At 71.5% G+C, this 22,787-nt stretch carries 25 protein-coding genes; 19 read left to right on the top strand and 6 right to left on the bottom strand.

Going from position 1 to position 22,787, the window contains the following annotated elements:
* The first annotated feature begins 2 nt into the window (after window positions 1-2).
* The 3 genes from leuD (at window position 3) to ACGFNH_RS09120 (ending at window position 1,737) form a co-directional block, all read left to right on the top strand.
* A complete protein-coding gene (gene leuD, locus ACGFNH_RS09130; RefSeq protein ID WP_393652408.1) occupies window positions 3-596 on the top strand; it encodes a 3-isopropylmalate dehydratase small subunit in 594 nt (197 codons plus the stop codon).
* A 114-nt stretch (window positions 597-710) separates the two neighbouring features.
* Window positions 711-938, top strand: coding sequence for a hypothetical protein (locus tag ACGFNH_RS09125; protein WP_393652407.1), 228 nt, complete (start codon window positions 711-713; stop codon window positions 936-938).
* A gap of 148 nt (window positions 939-1,086) precedes the next feature.
* Complete coding sequence (locus tag ACGFNH_RS09120; protein WP_393652406.1) at window positions 1,087-1,737, top strand: HU family DNA-binding protein; 651 nt, start codon at window positions 1,087-1,089, stop codon at window positions 1,735-1,737.
* Window positions 1,738-1,888: 151 nt separating this feature from the next.
* Here ACGFNH_RS09120 and ACGFNH_RS09115 read toward each other — a convergent pair whose 3' ends face one another.
* Window positions 1,889-2,092, bottom strand: a complete 204-nt coding sequence (locus ACGFNH_RS09115) for a hypothetical protein (RefSeq protein WP_393652405.1) — start codon at window positions 2,090-2,092, stop codon at window positions 1,889-1,891.
* A gap of 99 nt (window positions 2,093-2,191) precedes the next feature.
* Entirely contained in the window at window positions 2,192-2,974 is a 783-nt protein-coding gene (gene cofC / locus ACGFNH_RS09110; RefSeq protein WP_393652404.1) for a 2-phospho-L-lactate guanylyltransferase, read from the bottom strand.
* Window positions 2,975-3,123: 149 nt separating this feature from the next.
* Between cofC and ACGFNH_RS09105 the strand changes: the two genes are divergently transcribed.
* The 3 genes from ACGFNH_RS09105 to ACGFNH_RS09095 are packed head-to-tail and all read left to right on the top strand — an operon-like array spanning window position 3,124 to window position 6,117.
* The gene (locus ACGFNH_RS09105; protein WP_393652403.1) at window positions 3,124-3,939 is read left to right on the top strand and encodes a lysophospholipid acyltransferase family protein; all 816 of its coding nucleotides are present in this window, start codon (window positions 3,124-3,126) and stop codon (window positions 3,937-3,939) included.
* A gap of 47 nt (window positions 3,940-3,986) precedes the next feature.
* Window positions 3,987-4,937 carry an NAD(P)H-dependent glycerol-3-phosphate dehydrogenase gene (locus tag ACGFNH_RS09100; protein WP_393652904.1) on the top strand — a complete coding sequence of 317 codons (951 nt, stop codon included), beginning with the start codon at window positions 3,987-3,989 and terminating at the stop codon, window positions 4,935-4,937.
* Between the two features lie 34 nt (window positions 4,938-4,971).
* Window positions 4,972-6,117 (top strand): D-alanine--D-alanine ligase family protein, encoded by a 1,146-nt coding sequence (locus tag ACGFNH_RS09095; protein ID WP_393652402.1) that lies wholly within the window; start codon window positions 4,972-4,974, stop codon window positions 6,115-6,117.
* A 50-nt stretch (window positions 6,118-6,167) separates the two neighbouring features.
* On the opposite strand, the gene ACGFNH_RS09090 is transcribed toward ACGFNH_RS09095, so the two are convergent.
* Both ACGFNH_RS09090 and ACGFNH_RS09085 read right to left on the bottom strand, forming a co-directional pair.
* On the bottom strand, window positions 6,168-6,671 hold the full coding sequence (locus tag ACGFNH_RS09090) for a DUF3515 domain-containing protein (protein ID WP_393652401.1): 504 nt from the start codon (window positions 6,669-6,671) through the stop codon (window positions 6,168-6,170).
* Between the two features lie 20 nt (window positions 6,672-6,691).
* Window positions 6,692-6,925, bottom strand: coding sequence for an Lrp/AsnC family transcriptional regulator (locus ACGFNH_RS09085; RefSeq protein WP_064070330.1), 234 nt, complete (start codon window positions 6,923-6,925; stop codon window positions 6,692-6,694).
* Between the two features lie 188 nt (window positions 6,926-7,113).
* Here ACGFNH_RS09085 and ACGFNH_RS09080 point away from each other — a divergent pair, with 188 nt between their 5' ends.
* Window positions 7,114-8,082: a thiamine-phosphate kinase gene (locus ACGFNH_RS09080; RefSeq protein ID WP_393652400.1), complete on the top strand. Its 969-nt coding sequence runs from the start codon at window positions 7,114-7,116 to the stop codon at window positions 8,080-8,082.
* Between the two features lie 104 nt (window positions 8,083-8,186).
* Complete coding sequence (gene thiD / locus ACGFNH_RS09075; protein WP_393652399.1) at window positions 8,187-9,011, top strand: bifunctional hydroxymethylpyrimidine kinase/phosphomethylpyrimidine kinase; 825 nt, start codon at window positions 8,187-8,189, stop codon at window positions 9,009-9,011.
* A 136-nt stretch (window positions 9,012-9,147) separates the two neighbouring features.
* On the opposite strand, the gene rpmB is transcribed toward thiD, so the two are convergent.
* Entirely contained in the window at window positions 9,148-9,333 is a 186-nt protein-coding gene (gene rpmB / locus ACGFNH_RS09070) for a 50S ribosomal protein L28 (RefSeq protein ID WP_014628431.1), read from the bottom strand.
* 254 nt (window positions 9,334-9,587) lie between these two features.
* Here rpmB and ACGFNH_RS09065 point away from each other — a divergent pair, with 254 nt between their 5' ends.
* The 11 genes from ACGFNH_RS09065 (at window position 9,588) to ACGFNH_RS09015 (ending at window position 21,853) form a co-directional block, all read left to right on the top strand.
* Window positions 9,588-11,777 carry a DAK2 domain-containing protein gene (locus ACGFNH_RS09065; RefSeq protein ID WP_393652398.1) on the top strand — a complete coding sequence of 730 codons (2,190 nt, stop codon included), beginning with the start codon at window positions 9,588-9,590 and terminating at the stop codon, window positions 11,775-11,777.
* Window positions 11,778-11,909: 132 nt separating this feature from the next.
* A complete protein-coding gene (gene recG / locus ACGFNH_RS09060) occupies window positions 11,910-14,126 on the top strand; it encodes an ATP-dependent DNA helicase RecG (protein WP_393652397.1) in 2,217 nt (738 codons plus the stop codon).
* Window positions 14,127-14,340: 214 nt separating this feature from the next.
* Window positions 14,341-14,859, top strand: coding sequence for a hypothetical protein (locus tag ACGFNH_RS09055; RefSeq protein ID WP_393652396.1), 519 nt, complete (start codon window positions 14,341-14,343; stop codon window positions 14,857-14,859).
* Window positions 14,860-14,987: 128 nt separating this feature from the next.
* Window positions 14,988-15,587 (top strand): 16S rRNA (guanine(966)-N(2))-methyltransferase RsmD, encoded by a 600-nt coding sequence (gene rsmD, locus ACGFNH_RS09050; protein WP_393652395.1) that lies wholly within the window; start codon window positions 14,988-14,990, stop codon window positions 15,585-15,587.
* Between the two features lie 26 nt (window positions 15,588-15,613).
* Window positions 15,614-16,099 (top strand): pantetheine-phosphate adenylyltransferase, encoded by a 486-nt coding sequence (coaD, locus tag ACGFNH_RS09045; RefSeq protein WP_393652903.1) that lies wholly within the window; start codon window positions 15,614-15,616, stop codon window positions 16,097-16,099.
* Between the two features lie 126 nt (window positions 16,100-16,225).
* A complete protein-coding gene (locus tag ACGFNH_RS09040) occupies window positions 16,226-17,299 on the top strand; it encodes an ATP synthase F0 subunit B (protein WP_393652902.1) in 1,074 nt (357 codons plus the stop codon).
* A gap of 183 nt (window positions 17,300-17,482) precedes the next feature.
* A complete protein-coding gene (locus ACGFNH_RS09035) occupies window positions 17,483-18,112 on the top strand; it encodes a YceD family protein (RefSeq protein WP_393652901.1) in 630 nt (209 codons plus the stop codon).
* 2 nt (window positions 18,113-18,114) lie between these two features.
* Window positions 18,115-18,288: a 50S ribosomal protein L32 gene (rpmF, locus tag ACGFNH_RS09030; protein ID WP_065965136.1), complete on the top strand. Its 174-nt coding sequence runs from the start codon at window positions 18,115-18,117 to the stop codon at window positions 18,286-18,288.
* Between the two features lie 19 nt (window positions 18,289-18,307).
* Window positions 18,308-19,144 carry a ribonuclease III gene (rnc, locus tag ACGFNH_RS09025; RefSeq protein ID WP_393652394.1) on the top strand — a complete coding sequence of 279 codons (837 nt, stop codon included), beginning with the start codon at window positions 18,308-18,310 and terminating at the stop codon, window positions 19,142-19,144.
* Between the two features lie 292 nt (window positions 19,145-19,436).
* The gene (mutM, locus tag ACGFNH_RS09020; protein WP_393652393.1) at window positions 19,437-20,318 is read left to right on the top strand and encodes a bifunctional DNA-formamidopyrimidine glycosylase/DNA-(apurinic or apyrimidinic site) lyase; all 882 of its coding nucleotides are present in this window, start codon (window positions 19,437-19,439) and stop codon (window positions 20,316-20,318) included.
* A gap of 245 nt (window positions 20,319-20,563) precedes the next feature.
* Complete coding sequence (locus ACGFNH_RS09015) at window positions 20,564-21,853, top strand: glycosyltransferase 87 family protein (protein ID WP_393652392.1); 1,290 nt, start codon at window positions 20,564-20,566, stop codon at window positions 21,851-21,853.
* Window positions 21,854-21,881: 28 nt separating this feature from the next.
* Here ACGFNH_RS09015 and ACGFNH_RS09010 read toward each other — a convergent pair whose 3' ends face one another.
* The gene (locus ACGFNH_RS09010; protein ID WP_393652391.1) at window positions 21,882-22,736 is read right to left on the bottom strand and encodes a CAP domain-containing protein; all 855 of its coding nucleotides are present in this window, start codon (window positions 22,734-22,736) and stop codon (window positions 21,882-21,884) included.
* Between the last annotated feature and the right edge of the window lie 51 nt (window positions 22,737-22,787).

Below are 22,787 nucleotides of genomic sequence, written 5' to 3'. Positions count from 1 at the left end.
CCATGGAAGCTTTCACCACGCACACCGGCCGGGCCGTCCCGCTGCGGCGCAGCAACGTCGACACCGACCAGATCATCCCCGCGCACTGGCTGAAGAAGGTCACCCGCGACGGTTTCGAGGACGGGCTCTTCGAGGCCTGGCGCAAGGACCCGGAGTTCGTGCTGGAGCGGCCCGAGCGAAAGGGCGCGACCGTACTGGTCGCAGGACCCGACTTCGGCACCGGTTCCTCGCGCGAACATGCCGTCTGGGCGCTGCAGAACCACGGTTTCAAGGCCGTGATCTCGTCCCGATTCGCCGACATCTTCCGTGGCAACTCGCTCAAGAACGGCCTGCTCACGGTCGTGCTGCCGCAGGAGACCGTGGATCGCCTGTGGGAGCTGAGCGAGGCCGACCCGACCGCCGAGATCACCGTCGACCTGGTCGCGCGGGAGGTCCGAGCCGACGGCATCACCGCCGAGTTCGAGCTCGACGAGAACGCCCGCTGGCGGCTTCTGGAGGGTCTGGACGACATCAGTCTCACTCTCAAGAACGAAGCCGACATTGCGAAGTACGAGGCGGGCCGTCCGTCGTTCAAACCGCGGACTCTAGAGGTCTGATCAGCACGGTTTCCCCTCTGCGCCCCCAGCCGACCGGCTGGGGGCGCAGTCGGGTTGAGGGGTCTGTTGAGATCTCGCGAAGCGACAACTCGCCCCAGGTGGCACAATCGGTGCATGGACCGCGAAAGCCAACTCGAGCTACACCGGCTCGTCGCGGACCGGCTCAAGGAGGCGCACAGCAGGGTGCGCTCGCTGCAAGTCCCGGAGGGCGTGCGTATGGCACTGTCCCGGAAGCTGCTGGTCATCACTGGTGCGTCCAAGCACGATCTCGCCAACGCGGCAAGGCGGCTGGACCGCTTCATGAAGGACCTCGACGAGGGCCGCTTTCCCGAAGGCGGCTGAGGCTGCGACCGAACCGGGCGTGATGGTCGAGTCGGTTGCGGCACAAGGGTGATTAGCCCGTTTCGCGTTTGATTTGCGGTATATATCTGCCTAACGTGCGAAAAGGCTTGAACAGTTCCGTTCCGGCAATGTCTCCGAAGGGGAAGACGTGAACAAGGCGCAGCTCGTAGAAGCGATTGCCGACAAGATGGGCGGCAGGCAGCAAGCCGCCGAGGCTGTCGACGCTGTACTGGACGCAATCGTCCGTTCAGTTGTATCCGGGGAGCGGGTCTCCGTCACCGGCTTCGGCTCATTCGAGAAGGTCGACCGCCCGGCGCGGTACGCCCGCAACCCGCAGACCGGTGAGCGCGTCCGGGTCAAGAAGACCTCGGTGCCTCGCTTCCGTGCGGGTCAGGGCTTCAAGGACCTGGTCAGCGGCTCCAAGAGGCTGCCTCGTGGCGGCGAGGTCGCCGTGAAGAAGGCGCCCAAGGGCAGCCTCCAGGTCACCACGGGCAAGAAGGCTGCCGCGAAGAAGACCACCGCCAAGAAGGCGGCGGCGGCCAAGAAGGCGGCGGCGAAGCGGACGTCGGTGGCGAAGAAGGCCGCGAAGAAGACCGTGAAGAAGACCACGGCGAAGAAGACCACGGCCAAGAAGACGGCGGCGAAGAAGACCACCGCCAAGAAGGCCGCGGCGAAGAAGACCACCGCCAAGAAGACCACGGCGAAGAAGTCGCCGGCGAAGAAGACCACGGCCAAGAAGGCGCCGGGCCGTAGGACCGGGGCCCGCAAGACCACCGCCAAGAGGGCGGCGGCGAGGTAAGCACCCTCCCCTCCCCTCCCCAACGCGCCGGGCCGGACTCCCCTCAGGGAGCCCGGCCCGCGGTGTTTTGCGGGAGAGGACACATGCCGCCTCACAGCCCCGTACGGCTCAGGCGTGGGCGGCGTTTTCGCAACGCGTCCGCCGCCGCACCTCAGAGCGTCTGGAGCGTCACCAACGCGATCCGGCGTCCGTCGCCGTCGCCCTCCACCTCGATCCGCACCCGCTGGCCGGGCCGCAGCAGTCGCAGGCCGCCCGCGTCGAACGCCGCCGCGTCGAAGGACAGGGGAGTCCCGTCGTCGAGCAGCACACTGCCGCTGCGGGTCTCGGAGTCGTACGTGAACGAGGTCGCCTGCATGCGGCTCAGCCTAGTCCGGCGCCGCCCCGGACCCGCCCGCCGCCCCTGCGCTCCCGCAGCTCGGCGGGCCCGTGGTGCCGGTCACCGTCACAGCCCCCGTCAGTCGCCGTCCCCGGCCGCGCTACGGGTCTGTGAACCCGTAGCGGACCAGGGCGACGGATCGCCGGCTCCCGGCGCCGTACGGGAGTCCTGGGGCGGGTGCGAGCCTTGGCCCGCGGCCGATCCGGAGGGCACGGTCGCGCACATCCGGGCCGTGTAGGGCCCCACGCCCAGAGCCAGAGCGGCGCGGAGGTCCTCACCGGTGTCCACGTCACGGCGCACCGAATCGACGCCGTCCAGCACGATCTCCCGCGCTCCGGACGCCCTGTGCCGTTCCCGGGAGGCTCCTCCGAAAGCAGGGGCCAGGTCCACTCCCGGAGCCGCCGAGAGAAGCGTTGTGCCGATTTCCGCCGCATCGGCGAGAAAAGCCCGCGGAAAAGTCCCGGCAATCGCCAGAACACGGGCCAGCTCCGCCGGTCGCAGAGCCGGCACATCGGCGTTGAGTGCCGCGATCCGCGCCCGCGGGACGGCCACGCGCACCGTTCGCGCCCCATGCGCCAGCGCCGCGTTCAGCCCGGCGCCCGGAGCGTCCGGCACCGCCCGTGCCCCCAGCGCGGTCATCGCCGCGGCTGCCTTCCGGTCGTCCGTGACCACGACGACCTCCCGAACCGCCGGGCAGCACAGGGCGGCGGCCACGGTGTCCTGGGCGAACGCGAGGGCAAGGCCGGGCCGCAGACCGTTGCCGGCCGTCTCCGCGAGCCTGCTCTTGGCCAGGGGCAGCGGTTTGAGCGGCACCACCAGTGACCAACCGGCGTCCGGGACGGCTTCTCCGACTCTTCGCATCGCGTCCATTCTCGCCTGGCACCTCGGTGGCCCTCGCAGCCGCCCGGATGGCACGGGGTTACGGTGTTCTCGACAGACCGGGACCCTGGGGCGACACTTGTGCGGCTGTCGATCCGCAGCTCAGCAGGTCCCACGAGGAGGGTGTCCGAGTGTCCCGCCGCAGAATCGGCTTCTGGTACCGCTTGGCCGCGGTCATCGCAAAACCGCCGCTGGTGGTGCTGTTCAAGCGGGACTGGCGAGGAATGGAGCACATTCCGGCCGAGGGCGGATTTATCACGGCGGTGAACCACAACTCGTATCTGGACCCGCTGTCGTATGCGCACTTCCAGTACAACACCGGTCGCGTCCCGCGATTCCTCGCCAAGGCCGGGCTCTTCAAAGCGCCCTTCGTGGGCACCATGCTCCGCGGCACCGGCCAGATCCCCGTCTACCGCGAGTCCACCGACGCCATAGACGCCTTCCGCGCCGCCGTGGACGCCATCGAACGCGGTGAGTGCGTGGCCTTCTACCCCGAGGGCACTCTCACCCGCGACCCCGACCACTGGCCGATGCAGGGCAAGACGGGCGCCGCCCGCGTCGCGCTGATGACCAAGGCGCCGGTCATCCCCGTCGCGCAGTGGGGCGCCAACCATGCGATGCCGCCCTACGCGGTGGAGAGGAAGTTCCGTCTCCTCCCGCGCAAGACGCTGCTGGTAAAGGCCGGTCGGCCGGTCGACCTCTCCGCCTACTACGGGATGGAGCCGAGCTCCGAGGTCCTGCGCGCCGTCACCGACACCATCATGGCGGCCGTCACGGAACTCCTCGCCGAACTGCGCGAGGAGCCCGTGCCCGCGGAGCCGTACGACCACCGCCAGGCGCGCGCCGAGCAGCGCAGAAAGGCGGGCCTGCAGGCGGAGAGGGCGAAACGGGAGCAGACGAACGCCCCGGAGCGGAAGAAGGTCCAGGAGCAGGGGGAGAGCTCGTGACGCGTTGCGCCGTCTTCGGCACCGGATCCTGGGGCACGGCCTTCGCGATGGTGCTCGCCGACGCCGGCTGCGAGGTGACCCTGTGGGGCCGCCGCCCGGAAGTGGCCGACGCCATCAACACCGGCCACACGAACCCCGACTACCTTCCCGGGACCGAACTTCCCGTCTCCGTCACCGCGACGACCGATCCCGCGGAGGCGGCCCGCGGTGCGGAGTTCACCGTGCTCGCCGTCCCCTCCCAGACGCTCCGCGGCAACCTCGCCGAGTGGGCGCCGCTGCTGCCCGCGAACACCGTGCTCGTCAGCCTGATGAAGGGTGTCGAGCTCGGCACCGCCAAGCGCATGAGCGAGGTCGTCGAGGAGGTCGCCAAGGCTCCTGCGGAGCGCGTCGCGGTTCTCACCGGACCCAACCTAGCCCGGGAGATCGCCGCCCGGCAGCCCGCCGCCGCCGTGGTCGCCTGCGCCGACGAAGCGGTTGCCCAGCGCCTCCAGACCGCCTGCCACACGCCGTACTTCCGGCCGTACACCAACACCGATGTGGTCGGCTGCGAGCTGGGCGGCGCCGTGAAGAACGTCATCGCGCTCGCCGTGGGCATCGCCGACGGCATGGGGCTGGGCGACAACGCCAAGGCGTCCCTCATCACCCGCGGTCTGGCCGAGACCACCCGCCTGGGACTGGTCATGGGCGCCGATGCCCGTACCTTCGCGGGTCTTGCGGGGATGGGCGACCTCGTCGCCACCTGCTCCTCGCCGCTGTCCCGCAACAACACCTTCGGCACCAACCTCGGCCGCGGCATGACGGTGGAGGAGACCATCGCGGTCACCAAGCAGACCGCCGAGGGCGTCAAGTCCTGCGAGTCCGTACTCGATCTGGCCCGGCGCCACGGGGTCGACATGCCCATCACGGAGACCGTGGTCGGCATCGTGCACGACGGAAAGCAGCCGCTTGTGGCGCTGAAGGAGTTGATGTCGCGGAGCGCCAAGGCCGAGCGGCACTGACGTGGCCCGAACTGTTCGGTAGGGTCGTCGCGATATGAGCAGCGAGCACTCCCCCCAGAGCCCCAAGCCGCGTGTGGCCGTCGTCTTCGGCGGGCGCAGCTCGGAACACGCGATCTCCGTGGTCACCGCGGGCGCCGTGCTGAGCGCCATCGACCGCGAGAAGTACGACGTGCTCCCGATCGGCATCACCCCCGACGGCCGCTGGGCGCTCACCGCCGATGCCCCCGAGCGCATGGCGATCGCCGACCGGAAGCTGCCCAGCGTCGAGGAGCTCGCCGAGTCCTCCTCCGAGGGGGCCGTGCTGCTGCCGGTGGATCCGGCCAGCCGCGAGGTCGTGTACTCCGAGCCCGGTTCGGTGCCCAAGGCGCTCGGCGAGGTCGACGTCGTCTTCCCCGTCCTGCACGGGCCGTACGGCGAGGACGGCACGATCCAGGGCATGCTGGAGCTCTCCGGGATCCCGTACGTCGGCTCGGGTGTCCTCGCCTCCGCCGTCGGCATGGACAAGGAGTACATGAAGCGGGTGTTCATCTCCTACGGGCTGCCCGTCGGCCCGTACGAGGTGATCCGGCCCCGCGAATGGGAGCAGGATCCCGCGGCCGCCCGCAAGAAGATCGTGGACTTCGCCGGCGACCACGGATGGCCGCTGTTCATCAAGCCCGCACGCGCGGGCTCCTCGATGGGCATCACCAAGGTCAGCGGACTCGAGGGTCTGGACGAGGCCGTCGAGGAGGCCCGGCGCCACGACCCCAAGATCCTGGTCGAGTCCCTGCTGCGCGGCCGGGAGATCGAGTGCGGGGTGCTGGAGTTCGAGGACGGAGCGCGGGCGAGCGTCCCCGCCGAGATCCCCTCCGGCAGCGACCACGACTTCTACGACTTCGAGGCGAAGTACATCGACTCCGCCGCGGGGATCGTGCCCGCCCCGCTCACCGAGGAGGAGACGGCACGCGTCAGGGAACTGGCCGTCCGGGCCTTCGAGGCCGCCTCCTGCGAGGGCCTGGTCCGCGCGGACTTCTTCCTGCTGGACAGCGGGGAGTTCGTGATCAACGAGATCAACACGATGCCGGGCTTCACGCCGATCTCCATGTACCCGCGGATGTGGCAGGAGACCGCAGTGAGCTACTCGGAGCTGATCGACCGGCTGATCCAGGCCGCGCTGCGCCGCCCCACCGGGCTGCGCTGAATCCCGTACGGCACGCGGTATCCCAGAGCCCCGGGCCCCGAGCCCGGGGCTCAGAGTTCGTTCGGCACGCTCTTCTTCACGGCCTTGGCGAGGTCGAGCAGCGGGTTCGTCTCGGGCGCGTACGTCCCCGGCACCGTCACTTCCACGTACGCCAGGCGTCCCGTGGTGGTGAAGCGGTAGCCGTCGTCCTGTTTCTCGGGAAGCCACAGCACGCCGTTCACCTCCAACCCCTTGGCCGTGGGGTTGTAATGTTCACTTCCATGCGTGAGCAGCTCGGGCCGCGGCACCCCGCAGCGCAGCTGCACGGCTGGGTCCCCCCAGTCCGCCGCGAAGTCCGAATCGGGCCCGTCGGCACTCCGGTCGAGCCCGTCCAGGGTTCCCGGCAGCCGCTCCTGGAGCTTCCGGCACAGGTCGGCGGCCTCCGAGGACGGCGTGGGAACCGGGCGGCCGCCGCTCTCGTCGCTGAAGGAGCAGCCGGAAAGAGCGGACAGACCGACGGCGGTCAGCAGTGCGGCAACGGGCAGGGGGAAGCGCCGGAGAGGAGAATCACTCACCGGCCGAGCATAGACGGGGGCTACAGATGAACCACCGGGCAGGTCAGGGTCCGCGTGATGCCGTCCACTTGCTGGACCTTCGCCACCACCATGCGACCCAGTTCATCCACGGTGTCGGCCTGCGCCCGCACGATCACGTCGTACGGACCGGTCACATCCTCGGCCTGGATCACCCCCGGGATCTTGGCAATCGTCTCGGCGACGGTCGAGGCCTTGCCGACCTCGGTCTGGATCAGGATGTACGCCTGTACCACGGAACCTCCAGGGCGGCCACGAGGATCATGTGGAGAGAAGGGACGCCACGGTATCGCGTCGCGCAGCGGCACGGGGAGACCCGCGCGGCGCACGGCGTGCTCACCGCGGCGGAGTGGAACAGGATGACCGTACCGGCACCACAGTCGGCACGCGAGCGCAAAACCATTGGGGCAGAAGGGGCACACCGATGAAGGGCACCGTGGGCGAGCTGGGGGAGTTCGGGCTCATCAGGGAGCTGACCTCGCGGCTCACCACCACCCCCGCCGTACGGCTCGGGCCGGGGGACGACGCCGCGGTCGTTGCCGCGCCGGACCGGAGGGTGGTGGCCAGTACGGACGTACTCCTCGAAGGACGGCACTTCCGTCGCGACTGGTCCACGGCATACGACGTCGGGCGCAAGGGGGCCGCGCAGAACCTCGCCGACATCGCGGCCATGGGCGCCGTACCGACGGCTCTCCTCCTGGCCCTCGTCGTCCCCGCCGACCTGCCCGTGACCTGGACGACCGAGCTGATGGACGGCATCCGGGACGAGTGCCAGGTGGCGGGCGCCGCCGTGGTCGGCGGTGACGTAGTCCGCGGGGACACCATCACCCTCGCCATCACCGCACTCGGTGATCTGCGCAACCACGAGCCGGTGACCCGTGCCGGCGCACAGCCCGGGGACGTGGTGGCGGTGACCGGCTGGCTGGGCTGGTCCGCCGCCGGGCACGCGGTCCTCTCCCGCGGATTCCGCTCGCCGCGCGCGTTCGTCGAGGCGCACCGGCGGCCCGAACCGCCGTACCACGCGGGCCCGGCCGCCGCGGGGCTCGGCGCGACCGCGATGACGGACGTGAGCGACGGACTGGTCGCCGACCTCGGGCACATCGCCGAGGCGAGCAAGGTGCGGATCGACCTGCAGGCCGCGGCCATCGACATCCCCACGCAGATGTCCGACATCGGACAGGCGGTCGGCGTCGACCCGATGACCTGGGTGCTGGGCGGGGGAGAGGACCATGCGATCGTCGCGACCTTCCCGCCGGACGTGAAACTCCCGGCCCGCTGGCGCGTGATCGGGGAGGTCCTCAACCCCTCCGCGCTGCCCCGGGTCACGGTGGACGGAGCACCGTGGGACAAGGGCGGCTGGGACCACTTCGGGGACATCGAGGACGCCCCCTAGACTGACGCGGCTGCGGATCCCGTGATCCGGATGCGGTGGTCGTGAGATCCTCCGCAGGCACCGCCGGATCTGCCGCAGGCAGTGACCGCCGCAGGGAGCGCCGTATGGACACTGGCCCGGGGGCGACGCCCCGCATACCGCCGCGCGTTCTGACGATCGCCGGTTCCGACTCCGGCGGAGGCGCGGGCATCCAGGCCGACCTCAAGACGATGCTGGCGCTGGGCACGCACGGGATGAGCGTGCTGACGGCCGTCACGGCGCAGAACTCCCGTGGCGTGCAAGGCGCGTGGGAGCTGCCGGCCGACGCCGTACGGGCGCAGTTCCGCAGCGTCGTCGACGACATCGGCGTACAGGCCGTGAAGACCGGCATGCTGGCGACGGCCGAACTCGTCGGTGCGGTCGCGGATCTGCTCGCGGGCCTCCAAGTCCCCGTCGTCGTCGACCCGGTGAGCGTTTCCAAGCACGGTGACCCGCTGCTCGCCACCGAGGCCCTGGACTCCGTACGCGACGCGCTGCTGCCGCTCGCGACGGTCGCCACCCCGAACACCGACGAAGTGGCACAACTCACCGGCGTGCGCGTCGCGGCGGAGTCCGATCTGCGCCCGGCCGCGGACGCCGTGCTCGCCTTCGGCCCGCGCTGGGCTCTGATCAAGGGCGGGCACCTGGACGGTGATGCCGTGGACCTGCTCACGGACGGCACCGAGGAGCACTGGCTCCGGGCCGAACGCCACGACAACCGCCACACGCACGGCACCGGCTGCACCCTGGCGAGCGCGATCGCCGCACAACTGGCCAAGGGGCAGGGGGTACCGGAGGCGGTGGCGGCGGCGAAGGAGTACGTGACGGGGGCGATCGCCGCGGGTTTCCCGCTGGGTGAGGGGATCGGCCCGGTCGACCACGGGTGGCGGTGGCGCCAGGATGGCCCTTAGGACCGCGTGCGCGCGTACGGGCGGCGTACGCGTGGTCAGGAGCGCGGGCGCTCAGGCATGCGGGCAAGCGAAAAAGCCGGCCCGCCATGGGCGGACCGGCTTCGGCAACCGGCGAGGGCTGCGCTACGACGTTACGTCAGCGCGCGACCTTGCCGGCCTTGATGCACGAGGTGCAGACGTTGAGCCGCTTCGGCGTCCGCCCGACCACTGCGCGCACCGTCTGGATGTTGGGATTCCAACGACGGCGAGTGCGGCGGTGCGAGTGCGAAATGTTGTTGCCGAAGCCCGGCCCCTTGCCGCAGACGTCGCAGTTGGCAGCCACGGGTCACTCCAAAGACTTCAGATGCACTTACAGTGAAATTCCGGCCTCGCCGAAATCAGTCACTGACCGGCAGTTCCGGGTGGGAATGGCCCGGCTCTCGCCGGGCAACCGGAGCAGCATACAACGGCCGCTCCCGTAGAACGAAACTACCATGACCGGCCGGGGCCCCGGCCCCGGCCTCGTCCGGCCCCGCGGCTACCCTGCGGAGCATCCCCTCCGCGCAATCCCTCCGCCCCGGTCCGAGGAGGACGCTGGTGCCGCACACCCTCGACGCCTCCACGGTACGCACGTGGTGCGGCCTGGCCCTCGAAGCCCTGGGGCAGGCCCGTGAGGGAATCGACGCGATCAACGTCTATCCGGTCGCGGACGGGGACACCGGGACCAATCTCTACCTGACCCTGGAGTCGGCGGCGCAGGCCGTGGACGCGGTCTTCGCGGCCCACGCGGCGGTGGCCGACGAGGAGGGGCCCGACCTGCCCGACGCCGTACGGGCCATGGCCCACGGCGCGCTGATCGGTGCACGCGGCAACTCCGGCACGATCCTGGCCCAGCTCCTGCGCGGCATGGCCGACGTGCTGGCGGCGGAGCCCGGCGACTCCGGCACCGGCAGCACCGGCTCCGGTGACCGGGACGACGGCCCGGTCGGACCGCGGCGTGCCGACGCCGCCGAGGTGCTGCGGCGCGCGCTGCGACGGGCCGCGGAGTCGGCGTACGAGGCCGTCGCCCATCCCGTCGAGGGCACCGTCCTCACCGTGGCCTCCGCGGCCGCCGACGCCGCCGAAGCCGCGGAAGGCGGCGCGGCGGCAGTGGCGCGCGCGGCGTACGAGGGAGCGCGTACGGCCCTGGACGCCACCCCTGAGCAGCTCGACGTCCTGGCCCGTGCCGGTGTCGTGGACGCGGGTGGCTCCGGACTCGTCACGGTCCTGGGGTCATTGGTCGAGGCCGTCTCGGGCGAGACGGCCATGGGCCCCATCGCGGCGGCACCGTCCCGCCACGCCGCCACCTCGTCCCGGCATTCCGCCCCCGCCCGTACGGCAACCGCGGCCTCGGCGCCCGCGCAGCGGCGCGCCACCGACGCTGCCGCGGTCGCCGCGGGGGAGATGCACAGGGTGACGCCGCTGTCCCCGGAGGTCGTGGGCGCACCGACGGGGAGGCCGTCAACCGGGCAGAGTGCTGCGGCAGTTGAGGGGCGTACGGATGCCGCGCCGCTGCCGGGCGCGGCCGGGCCCACCGGTCTCCCGGGCGAAGGCCCCGCCGGGGCGCACGTCGCCGAGGGCGGGCCGGGGGACGCCTCCGACCGCGCGGGCACCGCCCCTCGCCGGACGGCACGGGAACACCGCGACGCGGCGTACGAGGCCGCTTGTACGCCCCCACAGGCGACCGCGTCCGAACTCGCCTCGTCGACCGGGCCCCTGTCCGCGGCCGTGCTCCCCGCCGCGTTCCACCACCCCGGCGAGGGCCGCCCCTCCGGGGAGGGCCATCCGCCGGGCGAGACCCGTTCGGGGCCCGCCTACGAGGTGATCTACCTCCTGGAGGCGACCGACGAGGCCGTCGCCGTCCTGCGCTCACGCCTCGACGTACTCGGCGACTCCCTCGTCGTCGTCGGCGGTGACGGGCTCTGGAACGTCCACGTGCATGTGGACGACGCCGGAGCGGCCGTCGAGGCGGGTGTCGACGCCGGCCGCCCGTACCGGATCCGGATCACCCACTTCGGCGCGGCAGCGGCCGCCGCGGAGAGCACCCCGGGCGCCCCGGGCGAGGAGCGCGAGCGGACCGAACGGGCCGGACGCGCCGTCGTGGCCGTCGTCCCCGGCGAAGGGCTCGCCGGACTGTGCCGGGAGGCCGGTGCGACCGTCGTCACCGCGCGCCCCGGGGAGCCCCCCGCGAGCGGCGAACTGGTGCATGCCATCCGCCGGACGCACGCGCGCGAGGTCGTCCTGCTGCCCAACGACCCCGCCCTGCGCCACACCGCCGCCGCGGCCGTCGAGCAGGCGCGCGCCGAAGGGATCCGGGTCGCGCTCATCCCGACCCGTTCCAGCGTCCAGGGGATCGCCGCCCTCGCCGTGCACGAGCCCGACCGCCGCTTCGACGAGGACGTCGTCGCCATGACCTCCGCCGCCGGCGCCACCCGTTACGCCGAACTCGCCGTCGCCGAGCGGCAGTCGTTCACCACGGCCGGGGTCTGCGAGGCCGGGGACGTCCTCGGCATGATCGACGGCGACGTGGCGGTGATCGGCGCCAATCTGGCGGGAACCGCCGCCGTCCTGCTCGACCGGATGCTCGCCGCCGGCGGCGAGATGGTCACCCTCGTGCTCGGCTCCGGCATCCCCGACGACCTCGGCGAGACCCTGGAGGCGCAGGTACGGGAGAGCCATCTCGCCGTGGACACCGTGATCTACCGGGGCGGCCAGCCGTCCGTACCGCTGCTCATCGGCGTCGAGTGAGGCCGGAGTCCGGGCAGGGCGTACGACGGCCCGTACGGGCGGCGTGCTGCTCGTGAGGCGGGTGCGGCGGACGGGACGCCCGGGGCACGCGGGGACGGAGCAGTGCCGGTTCTGTCACACCCATGGTGTGCAATGGACCGCGTGCCCGCGCTCGATGAATCCCTGAAGAAGACCGTCGGCGGCACCACCGCGAAGGTGATGGCCGACCATCTCGGCCTGCACACGGTGGGCGACCTGCTGCACCACTACCCGAGGCGCTACGCCGAGCGCGGAGAGCTGACCCGCCTCGCCGACCTCCCGCTGGACGAGCACGTCACGGTCGTCGCGCAGGTCGCCAAGGCGGCGAAGAAGACCTTCAACCGCGGCAAAGGGGTCCGGCTGGAGGTCGTCGTCACCGACGGCAGCGGCTCCCTCACCCTGGTCTTCTTCGGCCGTGCCGCACACCACCACGAGCGCGAACTGCTGCCCGGACGGCGGGGGATGTTCGCCGGCAAGGTCTCGGTCTTCAACCGCGTCCGCCAGCTCGCCCACCCCGACTACGAGTTGCTGGACCGCGCCGGAGACGGCGACGCCGCCGAGGCGGCCGACGCCTTCGCGAACCAGCTGCTGCCGCTCTACCCGGCGTGCAAGCAGCTCCCGTCCTGGAAGATCGCCAAGTCGGTCGGCGCGCTGCTGGACACCTTCGAGGCGGACGGCTGGCGCGACCTCGTCGACCCGCTGCCCCCGGAGCTGCGGGAGAGCCGGGGGCTGGCCACGCTCCCCGAGGCGTTCCACCGCGTCCACCGGCCGCGTACCAAGGCCGATATCGCCCTGGCCAGGGACCGCCTGAAGTGGGACGAGGCGTTCGTGCTCCAGGTCGCCCTGGCCCGGCGCCGCCACGCCGAGGGCCAGTTGCCCGCCGTGCCCCGCGCACCGCGCGAGGGCGGCCTGCTGGACGCCTTCGACGCCAAGCTGCCGTTCACGCTCACCGAAGGCCAGCGGAAGGTCTCCGCCGAGATCTTCGGCGATCTCGCGGGCGAGCACCCGATGCACCGGCTCCTCCAGGGCGAGGTCGGCAGCGGCAAGACGATGGTGGCCCTGCGCGCCATGCTCGGCGTCGTCGACGCGGGCGGGCAGGCCGCCATGCTCGCGCCTACCGAGGTGCTGGCCCAGCAGCACCACCGGTCCGTCGTCGAGATGATGGGCGAGCTGGCCGAGGGCGGCATGCTCGGAGGGGCGGAGGAGGCCACCAAGGTCGTGCTGCTGACCGGCTCGATGGGTGCCGCCGCCCGCCGCCAGGCGCTGCTCGACCTGGTCACCGGCGAGGCCGGGATCGTCATCGGCACCCACGCTCTGATCGAGGACAAGGTGCTGTTCCACGACCTCGGACTGGTCGTGGTCGACGAGCAGCACCGCTTCGGGGTGGAGCAGCGCGACGCGCTGCGCGCGAAGGCCGAACGGCCCCCGCATCTGCTGGTGATGACGGCGACCCCGATCCCGCGCACCGTCGCGATGACGGTGTTCGGAGATCTGGAGACCTCCGTCCTGGACCAGTTGCCCGCCGGGCGTTCGCCGATCGCCAGCCATGTCGTACCTGCCCAGGACAAGCCGCACTTCCTCACGCGCGCCTGGGAGCGGGTGCGCGAGGAGGCCGGGAACGGCCATCAGGCGTATGTGGTGTGCCCGCGCATCGGGGACGACGAGGACGACAAGGCCGCCAAGGCGCGTACCTCCCCGGAGGACGACGCCGAGCGGCGGCCGCCGCTCGCCGTGCTGGAGACCGCGGAGAAGCTGACGACGGGCCCGCTGGCCGGTCTCCGGGTGGAGATCCTGCACGGCAGGATGCATCCCGACGCGAAGGACGACGTGATGCGGCGGTTCGGGGCGGGGGAGGTGGACGTCCTCGTCGCGACCACGGTCATCGAGGTGGGCGTCAACGTGCCGAACGCCACGGTGATGGTGATCATGGACGCGGACCGGTTCGGCGTCTCCCAGCTCCACCAGCTCCGCGGCCGTGTCGGCCGCGGCACCGCACCGGGACTGTGCCTGCTGGTCAGCGACATGCCGGAGGCGAGCCCCGCCCGCGCGCGGCTGGGCGCCGTCGCCGCCACCCTCGACGGCTTCGAGCTGTCCCGGATCGACCTGGAGCAGCGGCGCGAGGGCGATGTGCTCGGACAGGCCCAGTCGGGCGTGCGGTCCTCGCTGCGGATGCTCGCCGTCATCGAGGACGAGGACGTGATCACGGCGGCCCGCGAGGAAGCCGTGGCGATCGTCTCCGCCGACCCCGAGCTGACCGGACTCCCCGAGCTGCGCACGGCGTTGGACGCGCTGCTGGACGCCGAGCGCGAGCAGTATCTCGACAAGGGCTGAGAGCCGCGCGATCTCGACAAGGGCTGAGAGCCGCCGCGACCAGCGCAGGGGGCGCGGGCGTGGGTGCCTCGGAACATCTCCTCCGCACCTCTCCGCACACCGCCCCAACTCCCTTGGCGGCAGGCCCGATTGTCAGACCCCCCTGAGAAGATGGAACCAGTCCGAACCGATCCGCCCTGTGATCGGCCGACTTGGACCATTGGGGGCTTGTTTCATGGCATTCCGGCATCTGAACGAACTGCCGCTCGGCGACAAGATCTTCCGGATCGAGCTCGCGAGCGACGACGACTCCACCGTCACCCTCACCCTGACCGGCTGGCACGAAGACACCCCGGAGACCCTCCTCGCCTCCGGTGCCCTCACTCTCCCGCTCACCGAAGTCCCGCCGCTGCGCATCGCGCTCAACCGCGCCCTGCGCGCCCTCGCCCTCGTCGCCGACGTGGCCGAGCCCATCCCCGACCGCGACGTGCTGCGCGAGCTGTTCCCCGGTCACGGCGCACCCTGGGTGCCGCAGCACGAGGAGGACCTCACCCAGCGGTTCCACGAGGGCGAGACGATCGCCCGGATAGCCGCGCGCTTCGGCCGTACGCCGGACTCGGTGCGCGCCAAGCTCCGCGAGCTCGGCCACGACCCGCGCCGTCCCGAGTCCTGCCCGCCCGACGGCTGCCTGTCCTGGTCGCGGTACGCCTCGCCCGCGCTCGTCGGCGCGGTCGAGGCGCCCGCGCAGAACTAGCCCCGGGCGCCGTCCGGACTCCCGTGCTGGCGAGGTGCGGGGGTTCGGACGGCGCCGGACGCCATATCGTGGAGGGGCAGCGGCCGTGCGGGGCCGCTGCCCCTCCAGACGAGAAGGACCGGACACCCATGACCCGCGTGATCGCCGGAGCCGCCGGCGGACGCCGCCTGGCCGTACCGCCGGGCACCGGCACCCGCCCCACCTCCGACCGGGCGCGCGAAGGCCTGTTCTCCACCTGGGAGTCGCTGCTCGGCGGCTTGGACGGAGCCCGGGTCCTGGACCTGTACGGCGGATCCGGTGCCGTCGGGCTCGAGGCGCTGTCCCGCGGGGCCGGGCATGTGCTGCTCGTGGAGGCCGACACCCGCGCGGCCCGGGTCATACGGGACAACGTGCGCGTGATCGGCCTCCCCGGCGCCGAGGTCCGCAACGCCCGGGCCGAGCAGCTGCTGACGGGACCCGCTCCGGCCGACCCGTACGACGTGGTCTTCCTGGACCCGCCCTACGCGGTCACGGATGACGATCTTCGCGAGATCCTCCTCACACTCCGTGCGGAGGGCTGGCTCGCGGGTGACACGCTGGTCACCGTGGAGCGCAGCACCAGAAGCGGAGAATTCCGGTGGCCGGCCGGGTTCGAAGGGCTGCGAGCCCGTCGCTACGGCGAGGGCACGCTTTGGTACGGTCGCGCCGCCTCGACGCGCACCGCAGCACCACCCACCCGCGTGTCATGACCGGACCGGAGAGCGAGGAACCACAGTTGCGCCGCGCCGTCTGTCCGGGGTCCTTCGACCCCGTCACCAATGGACACCTCGACATCATCGGCCGCGCCTCGAAGCTGTACGACGAGGTGTACGTCGCCGTGATGATCAACAAGTCGAAGAAGGGCCTGTTCAGCGTCGACGAGCGGATCGACTTCCTGCGACAGGTCACCGCGGAGTACGGCAACGTCAAGGTCGAGGCCTTCCACGGCCTGCTCGTCGACTTCTGCAAGCAGCGCGACATCCCGGCGATCGTCAAGGGCCTGCGCGCGGTCAGCGACTTCGACTACGAGCTGCAGATGGCCCAGATGAACAACGGCCTCTCGGGCGTCGAGACCCTCTTCGTCCCCACCAACCCCACCTACAGCTTCCTCTCCTCCAGCCTGGTCAAGGAGGTCGCGGCCTGGGGCGGTGATGTGTCCCATCTCGTCCCGCCGCTGGTGCTGGAGGAGCTGGTCAAGCGGCTCGGCGAGCGCGACGCATGACGACGGGCGGCGACTCGCCGGACTCCCCTCCGATCTGACAGTTCGTCAACAGGTGTCGGCGGGTGCCCCGTGGTCGTACAGTCGTCACGACCCGACCCATCCCGGTAGAGAGTGGCGAACCCCAACGTGGACGTGCAGAAGAAACTCGACGAGATCGTCGAGGCCGTCGGCAGCGCCCGGTCCATGCCCATGTCGGCCTCGTGCGTGGTCAACCGCTCCGAGCTGCTCGCCATGCTCGAAGAGGTCCGCGCCGCTCTGCCGGGCTCGCTCGCCCAGGCCCAGGAACTGCTCGGCGGCCGTGAGCGGATGGTCGAGGAGGCCCGCACCGAGGCCGAGCGGATCATCCAGGGCGCGCACGCCGAGCGCGGCTCCATGGTGTCCGGCACCGAGGTCGCCCTGCGATCCCAGCAGGAGGCCGACCGCATCGTGGCCGAGGCCCGCCGCGAGGCCGAGGAGATCCGGGCCGAGGCCGACGACTACGTCGACAGCAAGCTCGCCAACTTCGAGGTCGTCCTGACCAAGACCATCGGCTCCGTCGACCGCGGCCGCGAGAAGCTGCTCGGCCGCGGCCCCGGCCTCGACGAGCAGGGGTACGAGGACGAGGACGCCCCCGAGCGCAGCGCCGACCCCGCCACCCTGCGCGATCGTGCCGACGTCTACGTGGACACCAAGCTCGGCGCCTTCGAGGCCGTGCTGTCCAAGACCCTGGAGGCGGTCGGCCGCGGCCGGCAGAAGCTGCACGGGCGGCAGGCCAGCGACGAGCTGGGCGCGCACATGGCCGCGCAGGACGGCATGGCTCAGGTCCCGCAGACCTCCGACGCGGAGTACCTGGCGGGCCTGGCCGGCCAGGACCAGCAGGTCCGGGTCCCGGCCCAGCCCCAGCAGGCCGCGGCCCAGGCCCATGTGCCGGCGCAGATGCAACCCCAGCAGGACTACTACACGGCCTCCGCCGCCTATCAGCAGCAGGACCCGTACGGATACCAGCAGGCGTACCCGCAGCAGGACGCGTACGGGACCTACCAGGACCCGTACGGATACCAGCAGGGGTACGACCCGGCGTACGCGCAGCAGCAGGCCCAGCAGCAGCAGCAACAGCAGCAACAGGCGCCACAGAGCGCGGCGGCGCTGGACGAGACGAGCCTGTTCGACACGAGCATGATCGACCTCGACCAGCTCCGGCAGTACGAACAGGGCCGCTGACCGACCCGCGCTCCGGGGCCGGGTCGGCCCCGGCAGCGGGCGGATTGGGTCCACAGCGCCCCGTCCAGTATCCTGGGCCCTTCGGTCGCGTGTACGTCCGCGATCAAGGCTGCCCGCACCCGCCCGGAGTGATCGCTCCGGACGTCCGGGCGGCCGGAACCGCAGCGTAGAAAGCAGGAAGCCCTGAACGCCCGCCTCGACCACCGCAACCCGCTCGTGTTCGACACGCATGAGCTGGGTCGGCGTCCCGGCGCGCTCCAGCGGCTCACCCGCTCCGTCGACGCCCCGGCGGACCTCGGCATCGAGGTCATCGGGGTGCCCGGCGACGCGACGGTGGAGCTCGACCTCCGCCTGGAGTCGGTCATGGAAGGGGTGCTTGTCACAGGCACCGCCCGTGCGCCGCTCAAGGGGGAGTGCGTAAGGTGTCTGGAGCCGCTGGGGCGAGAGCTCGAAGCGGACTTCCAGGAGATGTTCTCCTACCCCGACGCCGATGACCGGAGCCGCGAAGCGGAATCCGGCGACGACGCCGAGGACGAGGACATGCTCTTCCTCGAGGACGGCATGTTCGACCTCGAACCCGTGCTGCGGGACGCGGTGGTGCTCGCACTGCCGCTGCAGCCGGTGTGCCGGGAGGACTGCCCCGGACTGTGCCCCGAGTGCGGGGCACGGCTCGCGGACGACCCGGACCACCGACACGACGCCGCCGACACCCGTTGGGCGGCACTGCAGGGACTCGCCGATTCACTCAAGGGCGGCGAGAAGGACGACATGAGCGGCGCCGAAGCGGGCGTCGACGAGAAGCAGGAGAAGTAGCCGTGGCTGTTCCGAAGCGGAAGATGTCGCGCAGCAACACGCGCCACCGCCGGTCGCAGTGGAAGGCTGCGGTCCCCACCCTGGTGGCGTGCGAGCGCTGCCACGAGCCGAAGCTGCAGCACATCGCGTGCCCGAGCTGCGGCACCTACAACCGCCGCCAGGTCCTCGAGGTCTGAACGGCGGGTGACAGGCTTCATGTCGGACGCCAGTAAGCCGAAAAAGGCTCAGGCAGACAAGGCCTCGTCCCATGCGCTTCTGGAAGGGCGGCTCGGCTATCGGCTCGAGTCCGCCCTTCTGGTGCGTGCGCTGACCCATCGCTCCTACGCGTACGAGAACGGCGGGTTGCCCACCAACGAGCGGCTGGAGTTCCTCGGGGACTCCGTGCTCGGGCTGGTGGTCACCGACACGCTGTACCGCATCCACCCCGACCTGCCCGAAGGCCAGCTGGCCAAGCTGCGGGCCGCGGTGGTCAACTCGCGCGCGCTCGCGGAGGTCGGCCGCGGCCTGGAACTGGGCTCGTTCATCCGGCTCGGCCGGGGCGAAGAGGGCACAGGGGGCCGGGACAAGGCATCGATTCTCGCGGACACCCTGGAAGCGGTGATCGGCGCGGTCTATCTGGATCAGGGTCTCGAGGCGGCAGGTGAGCTGGTGCACCGGCTCTTCGACCCGCTGATCGAGAAGTCCTCGAATCTCGGAGCGGGCCTGGACTGGAAGACCAGCCTCCAGGAGCTGACCGCCACCGAGGGGCTCGGTGTGCCCGAGTACCTGGTCACCGAGACCGGGCCCGATCACGAGAAGACCTTCACGGCTGCTGCCCGCGTCGGTGGTGTCGCGTACGGCACCGGCACCGGCCGCAGCAAGAAGGAAGCCGAGCAGCAGGCGGCGGAGACCGCTTGGCGTGCGATCCGCGAGGCCGCGGACGCCGCGGCCAAGGCGAAGGCGGAGGGGGATTCCGGCACCGGAAAGCCCGAAGCCGTCGGTGACGGCGGGTCGAAGGACTCCCGCGCCAACGCCGACCACTCGGCAGGCTGACGCAGCGGCCCGCCCGGCCCCTCCGCGGGGACGGGCGGGAGGCGTCACGAAGGCTTCTCCCGCGGCCCGGCCTGCGCCGGGCCGCCGCTGTTCGTGCGGTCGCGGGCACCGTCATGTCCGCTCGCGCCCACGCGCACCGCACGGGGTCCGCAAAACCGGTCATGGCCCCACGTCCGCCGCGGACGTGGGGCACACCACTCCGCCCGGCACACTCGCGGACGTGTCCGCGCGCCGCCCGGGGGAATGACCTGGGGCGCGCCTGTGATCCGTCGATCCTCCCGGAGGAACCCCCGTGCCAGAGCTGCCCGAAGTCGAGGTGGTCCGCCGCGGCCTGGACCGGTGGGTGTCCGGGCGCACCATCGCCTCGGTCGAGGTGCTGCACGCCCGCGCGATCCGCCGCCACCTGGCCGGCCCTGCCGACTTCGCCGACCGGCTCGTCGGCGCCACCTTCGGCCCGGTCCACCGCCGCGGCAAGTACCTCTGGCTGCCCGTCGAGGGCACCGGCACCTCCGTCCTCGGCCACCTCGGCATGAGCGGTCAGCTGCTCGTCCAGCCCGAGGACGCCCCCGACGAGACCCATCTGCGCATCCGCTTCCGCTTCGCCGACGATACGAGGACGGAGCTGCGCTTCGTCGACCAGCGGACGTTCGGCGGTCTGTCCCTGCACGCCCAGGTGCCGGGGGCGCCGGACGGGCTGCCGGACGCCATCGTCCACATCGCGCGCGATCCGCTCGATCCGGCCTTCGACGAGCCCGCGTTCCATGCCGCGCTGCGCCGCCGCCGTACGACCGTCAAGCGCGCCCTCGTCGACCAGTCCCTCATCAGCGGCGTCGGCAACATCTACGCCGACGAGGCCCTGTGGCGCTCCAAGCTGCACTACGACCGGCCGACGGCGACCCTGACCCGGCCCCGGAGCGCCGAACTGCTCGGCCACATACGGGATGTGCTGAACGCAGCCCTCGCCGTCGGCGGCACCAGCTTCGACAGCCTCTACGTCAATGTGAACGGCGAATCCGGCTACTTCGACCGTTCCCTGGACGTCTACGGCCGCGAGGACGAGCCCTGCCGCCGCTGCGGCACCCCGATCCGCCGCCGCCCCTGGATGAACCGCTCCAGTTACTACTGCCCTCGCTGCCAGCGCCCTCCGGTCCGCAGAACCCTCGCCCCGCGCTGAGCCCGGCCGCCCCGCCCTGAGCCCCCGCCGCCCCGTCGCCCCGCCGCATCCGAACAGGCCCTGCCGCGCGGGTTCCTGCGTCCGTTCCGCCCGGCGCGCGTGAACCACACAAGGTCACTAATTGCCTATATTCAGTGAGGTTTGTCCTACTTCGGTTCAGGGATCCTCACGAACCCTCATCGGCGTACGCGGAGGCGATGGTGACGGAAGCGCCCACGGCGGTTGGCCTGGAAGAGCCCAGAAGGGTGCGCGAAGCCGCCCCGCCGTCGGCGCGGAAGGAGGCCGGCCCCGCTCCGGTACGGGACGCTCCGGACGGTCGGCTCCGCTGGCACCGGCCGCGGACCTGGCCGCGCGACTGGCTGGTCCTCGCCGCGTACTGGACCGCCTCCCGCCTGCTGATGCTGGCCCTGCTCCGCCAGGGGCACGACGACATCGCGGCAGAGGTCCATGTGCTCTACCACGGGTGGGACGAGCAGCTCCGCGGCGGATCGTTCCCCATCGGGGACGTGAGCTGGCAGTACCCGCCCGGAGCCGCGTTCGTCATGGTCGTGCCCGGCCTGGTCCCCCGGATCAGCTACCTCCAGGCCTTCGTGCTGCTCATGCTCGTCGCCGACGCCGTGGTCCTGCTGGCCCTGGTGCTGGCCGCGCACCGGGGCCGTGGACGCAGCCTGGCAGGAGCGTGGATGTGGGCGCTCGCCCTCCCGCTGCTGCTGAGCCTGCCGCTCGCCCGCTACGACGTCCTGGTCACCGGTCTCGCCGTCCTCGCGCTGCTCGCGTTGCCGGTCCGCCCGCGGCTGGGCGGCACTCTGGCCGGCCTCGCCGCGGTGATCAAGGTCTGGCCGGTGCTGACCGTGCTCGGCACACCCCGGGGTCGTACGACGCGCGAGGCCTGGTTCGCCCTCGCCGCGTCCGCCGGTGTCCTGCTGCTGCTGCTCGCGGTGGGATTCCGGGGCGCGTTCGCCTTTCTCTTCGCCCAGCAGGAGCGGGGTGTGGAGATCGAGTCGATGGGCGGCGCGGTGCTGCACGCGGCGCGGCTGTTCGGCTGGCCGGGGGAGATCAAGCATCAGTACGGCTCGTTCGAGTTCGTCGGCCCGTACGTCTCCACGGTGGCGGGGGCGTCGCTGCTGCTCACCGCCGTGGCCTTCGCCTGGCTGCTGCTGTGGCGGGTGCGCGCCCGCCGCTGGACCGATGCCACGCCCTACGATGCCGCGCTCGCCGCCGTACTCCTCTTCACGGCGACGAGCCGGGTCATCAGCCCGCAGTACCTGATCTGGCTGATCGGACTGGCCGCGGTGTGCCTGACGGTGGGGCGGACGACGCAGCGCCCGGTGGCGGTGCTGCTGCTGCTCGCGGCCGCGGTGACCACCGTCGACTATCCGCTGTTCTTCGGTGCTGTGGTGGGCAGTTCATGGCAGGGGGTCGCCGTGGTGGTGCTGCGGAACGGCCTGCTGCTCGCGGCGACGTTGCTGTCCTGCGTACGGCTGTGGCGGACGACGGTGCCGCGTTGTCCGCGTGGGGCGGACCGCCTGCCCTAGCCGGGGCGGCGGTCCGCGACCGGACGGTTCAGAAGCCGAAGTCCTGCGTCCACCAGGGGCCGCCGTCGCCGAACTGGGCGCCCACGCCCAGTTTCTTGTAGTCGCAGTTGAGAATGTTGGCGCGGTGCCCGGGGCTGGCCATCCAGGCGTCCATGACTCCCTCGGCGTCCTGCTGGCCGCGGGCGATGTTCTCGCCGCCCAGGCCGAGGATCCCGAGCACATCCGCCCGATCCCAGGGATTCTCGCCGTCGGGGTCCGTGTGGTCGAAGAAGTCGCGGTCGGCCATGTCCTCGCTGAAGGCCTCGGCCAGATCGGCGAGGCCCTTGTCGCGCTTCACCGGACGGCAACCGGCTTCCTTCCGCTCCTTGTTGACCAGGCTCAGGACCGTGGCCTCGGCGGAGGACTCGGAGCCGGGCGAGCCGGTACCGGGCCTCGGCTTCTCCGGCTTCTCCTTGGGCGGACGGGAGGTGGACGGCTTGCTCTCGTCGTCCGAGGGAGCAGAGGGCCGCTGCGACGGTTCGGAGGGTTTCTCCGGTTGCTGCGACCGGGACGGGATCGAGCTGGGCGATCCCGTGGGGTCGTTGCCGCGGCCGATCGGGCTCGAGGGGCGGCTCGTGGGGTTCGTGGAGGCAGTGCCCTGGGGGTCGAAGCCGGGTATGCCCCCGGTCTCCACCTGGCTGCCCTGGCCGACGGCACCGCCGACCGTGTACTCGTCGCCTCCCGGCAGCAGCCCGGAGGCCATGGCCACGGCTCCTACGGCCATGGCGGCCGAAGCGCCGAGGAGACCCGTCCTGACTGGCGCGTAGCCCCGTCGTGCACCTCGGTGCCGGCCGGCGCCGATCCTCGGCGGGGGCGCGGAAGCAGTGCGTCGGTGGCGGCCCATCGCTGCCTTCCTCCACATGCGTTGGAGACACCATGTTTCACTCGGATGAGT

Origin of the sequence: Streptomyces sp. NPDC048639 (genome assembly GCF_043199075.1) — a bacterium.
Classification (GTDB): Bacteria; Actinomycetota; Actinomycetes; order Streptomycetales; family Streptomycetaceae; genus Streptomyces.
The sequence above is the reverse complement of the archived record's forward strand: the minus strand, read 5'-3'. Positions and strand labels throughout refer to the sequence as shown.

Coding starts and splice junctions, on each gene's coding strand:
- recG (WP_393652397.1), top strand. CDS start 11,910: ATGGACCGCGTGCCCGCGCTCGATGAATCCCTGAAGAAGACCGTCGGC.
- ACGFNH_RS09115 (WP_393652405.1), bottom strand. CDS start 2,092: ATGCAGGCGACCTCGTTCACGTACGACTCCGAGACCCGCAGCGGCAGT.
- rsmD (WP_393652395.1), top strand. CDS start 14,988: ATGACCCGCGTGATCGCCGGAGCCGCCGGCGGACGCCGCCTGGCCGTA.
- ACGFNH_RS09055 (WP_393652396.1), top strand. CDS start 14,341: ATGGCATTCCGGCATCTGAACGAACTGCCGCTCGGCGACAAGATCTTC.
- ACGFNH_RS09100 (WP_393652904.1), top strand. CDS start 3,987: ATGGTGCTCGCCGACGCCGGCTGCGAGGTGACCCTGTGGGGCCGCCGC.
- cofC (WP_393652404.1), bottom strand. CDS start 2,974: ATGCGAAGAGTCGGAGAAGCCGTCCCGGACGCCGGTTGGTCACTGGTG.
- ACGFNH_RS09125 (WP_393652407.1), top strand. CDS start 711: ATGGACCGCGAAAGCCAACTCGAGCTACACCGGCTCGTCGCGGACCGG.
- ACGFNH_RS09080 (WP_393652400.1), top strand. CDS start 7,114: ATGAAGGGCACCGTGGGCGAGCTGGGGGAGTTCGGGCTCATCAGGGAG.
- thiD (WP_393652399.1), top strand. CDS start 8,187: ATGGACACTGGCCCGGGGGCGACGCCCCGCATACCGCCGCGCGTTCTG.
- rnc (WP_393652394.1), top strand. CDS start 18,308: ATGTCGGACGCCAGTAAGCCGAAAAAGGCTCAGGCAGACAAGGCCTCG.
- ACGFNH_RS09010 (WP_393652391.1), bottom strand. CDS start 22,736: ATGGGCCGCCACCGACGCACTGCTTCCGCGCCCCCGCCGAGGATCGGC.
- leuD (WP_393652408.1), top strand. CDS start 3: ATGGAAGCTTTCACCACGCACACCGGCCGGGCCGTCCCGCTGCGGCGC.
- ACGFNH_RS09095 (WP_393652402.1), top strand. CDS start 4,972: ATGAGCAGCGAGCACTCCCCCCAGAGCCCCAAGCCGCGTGTGGCCGTC.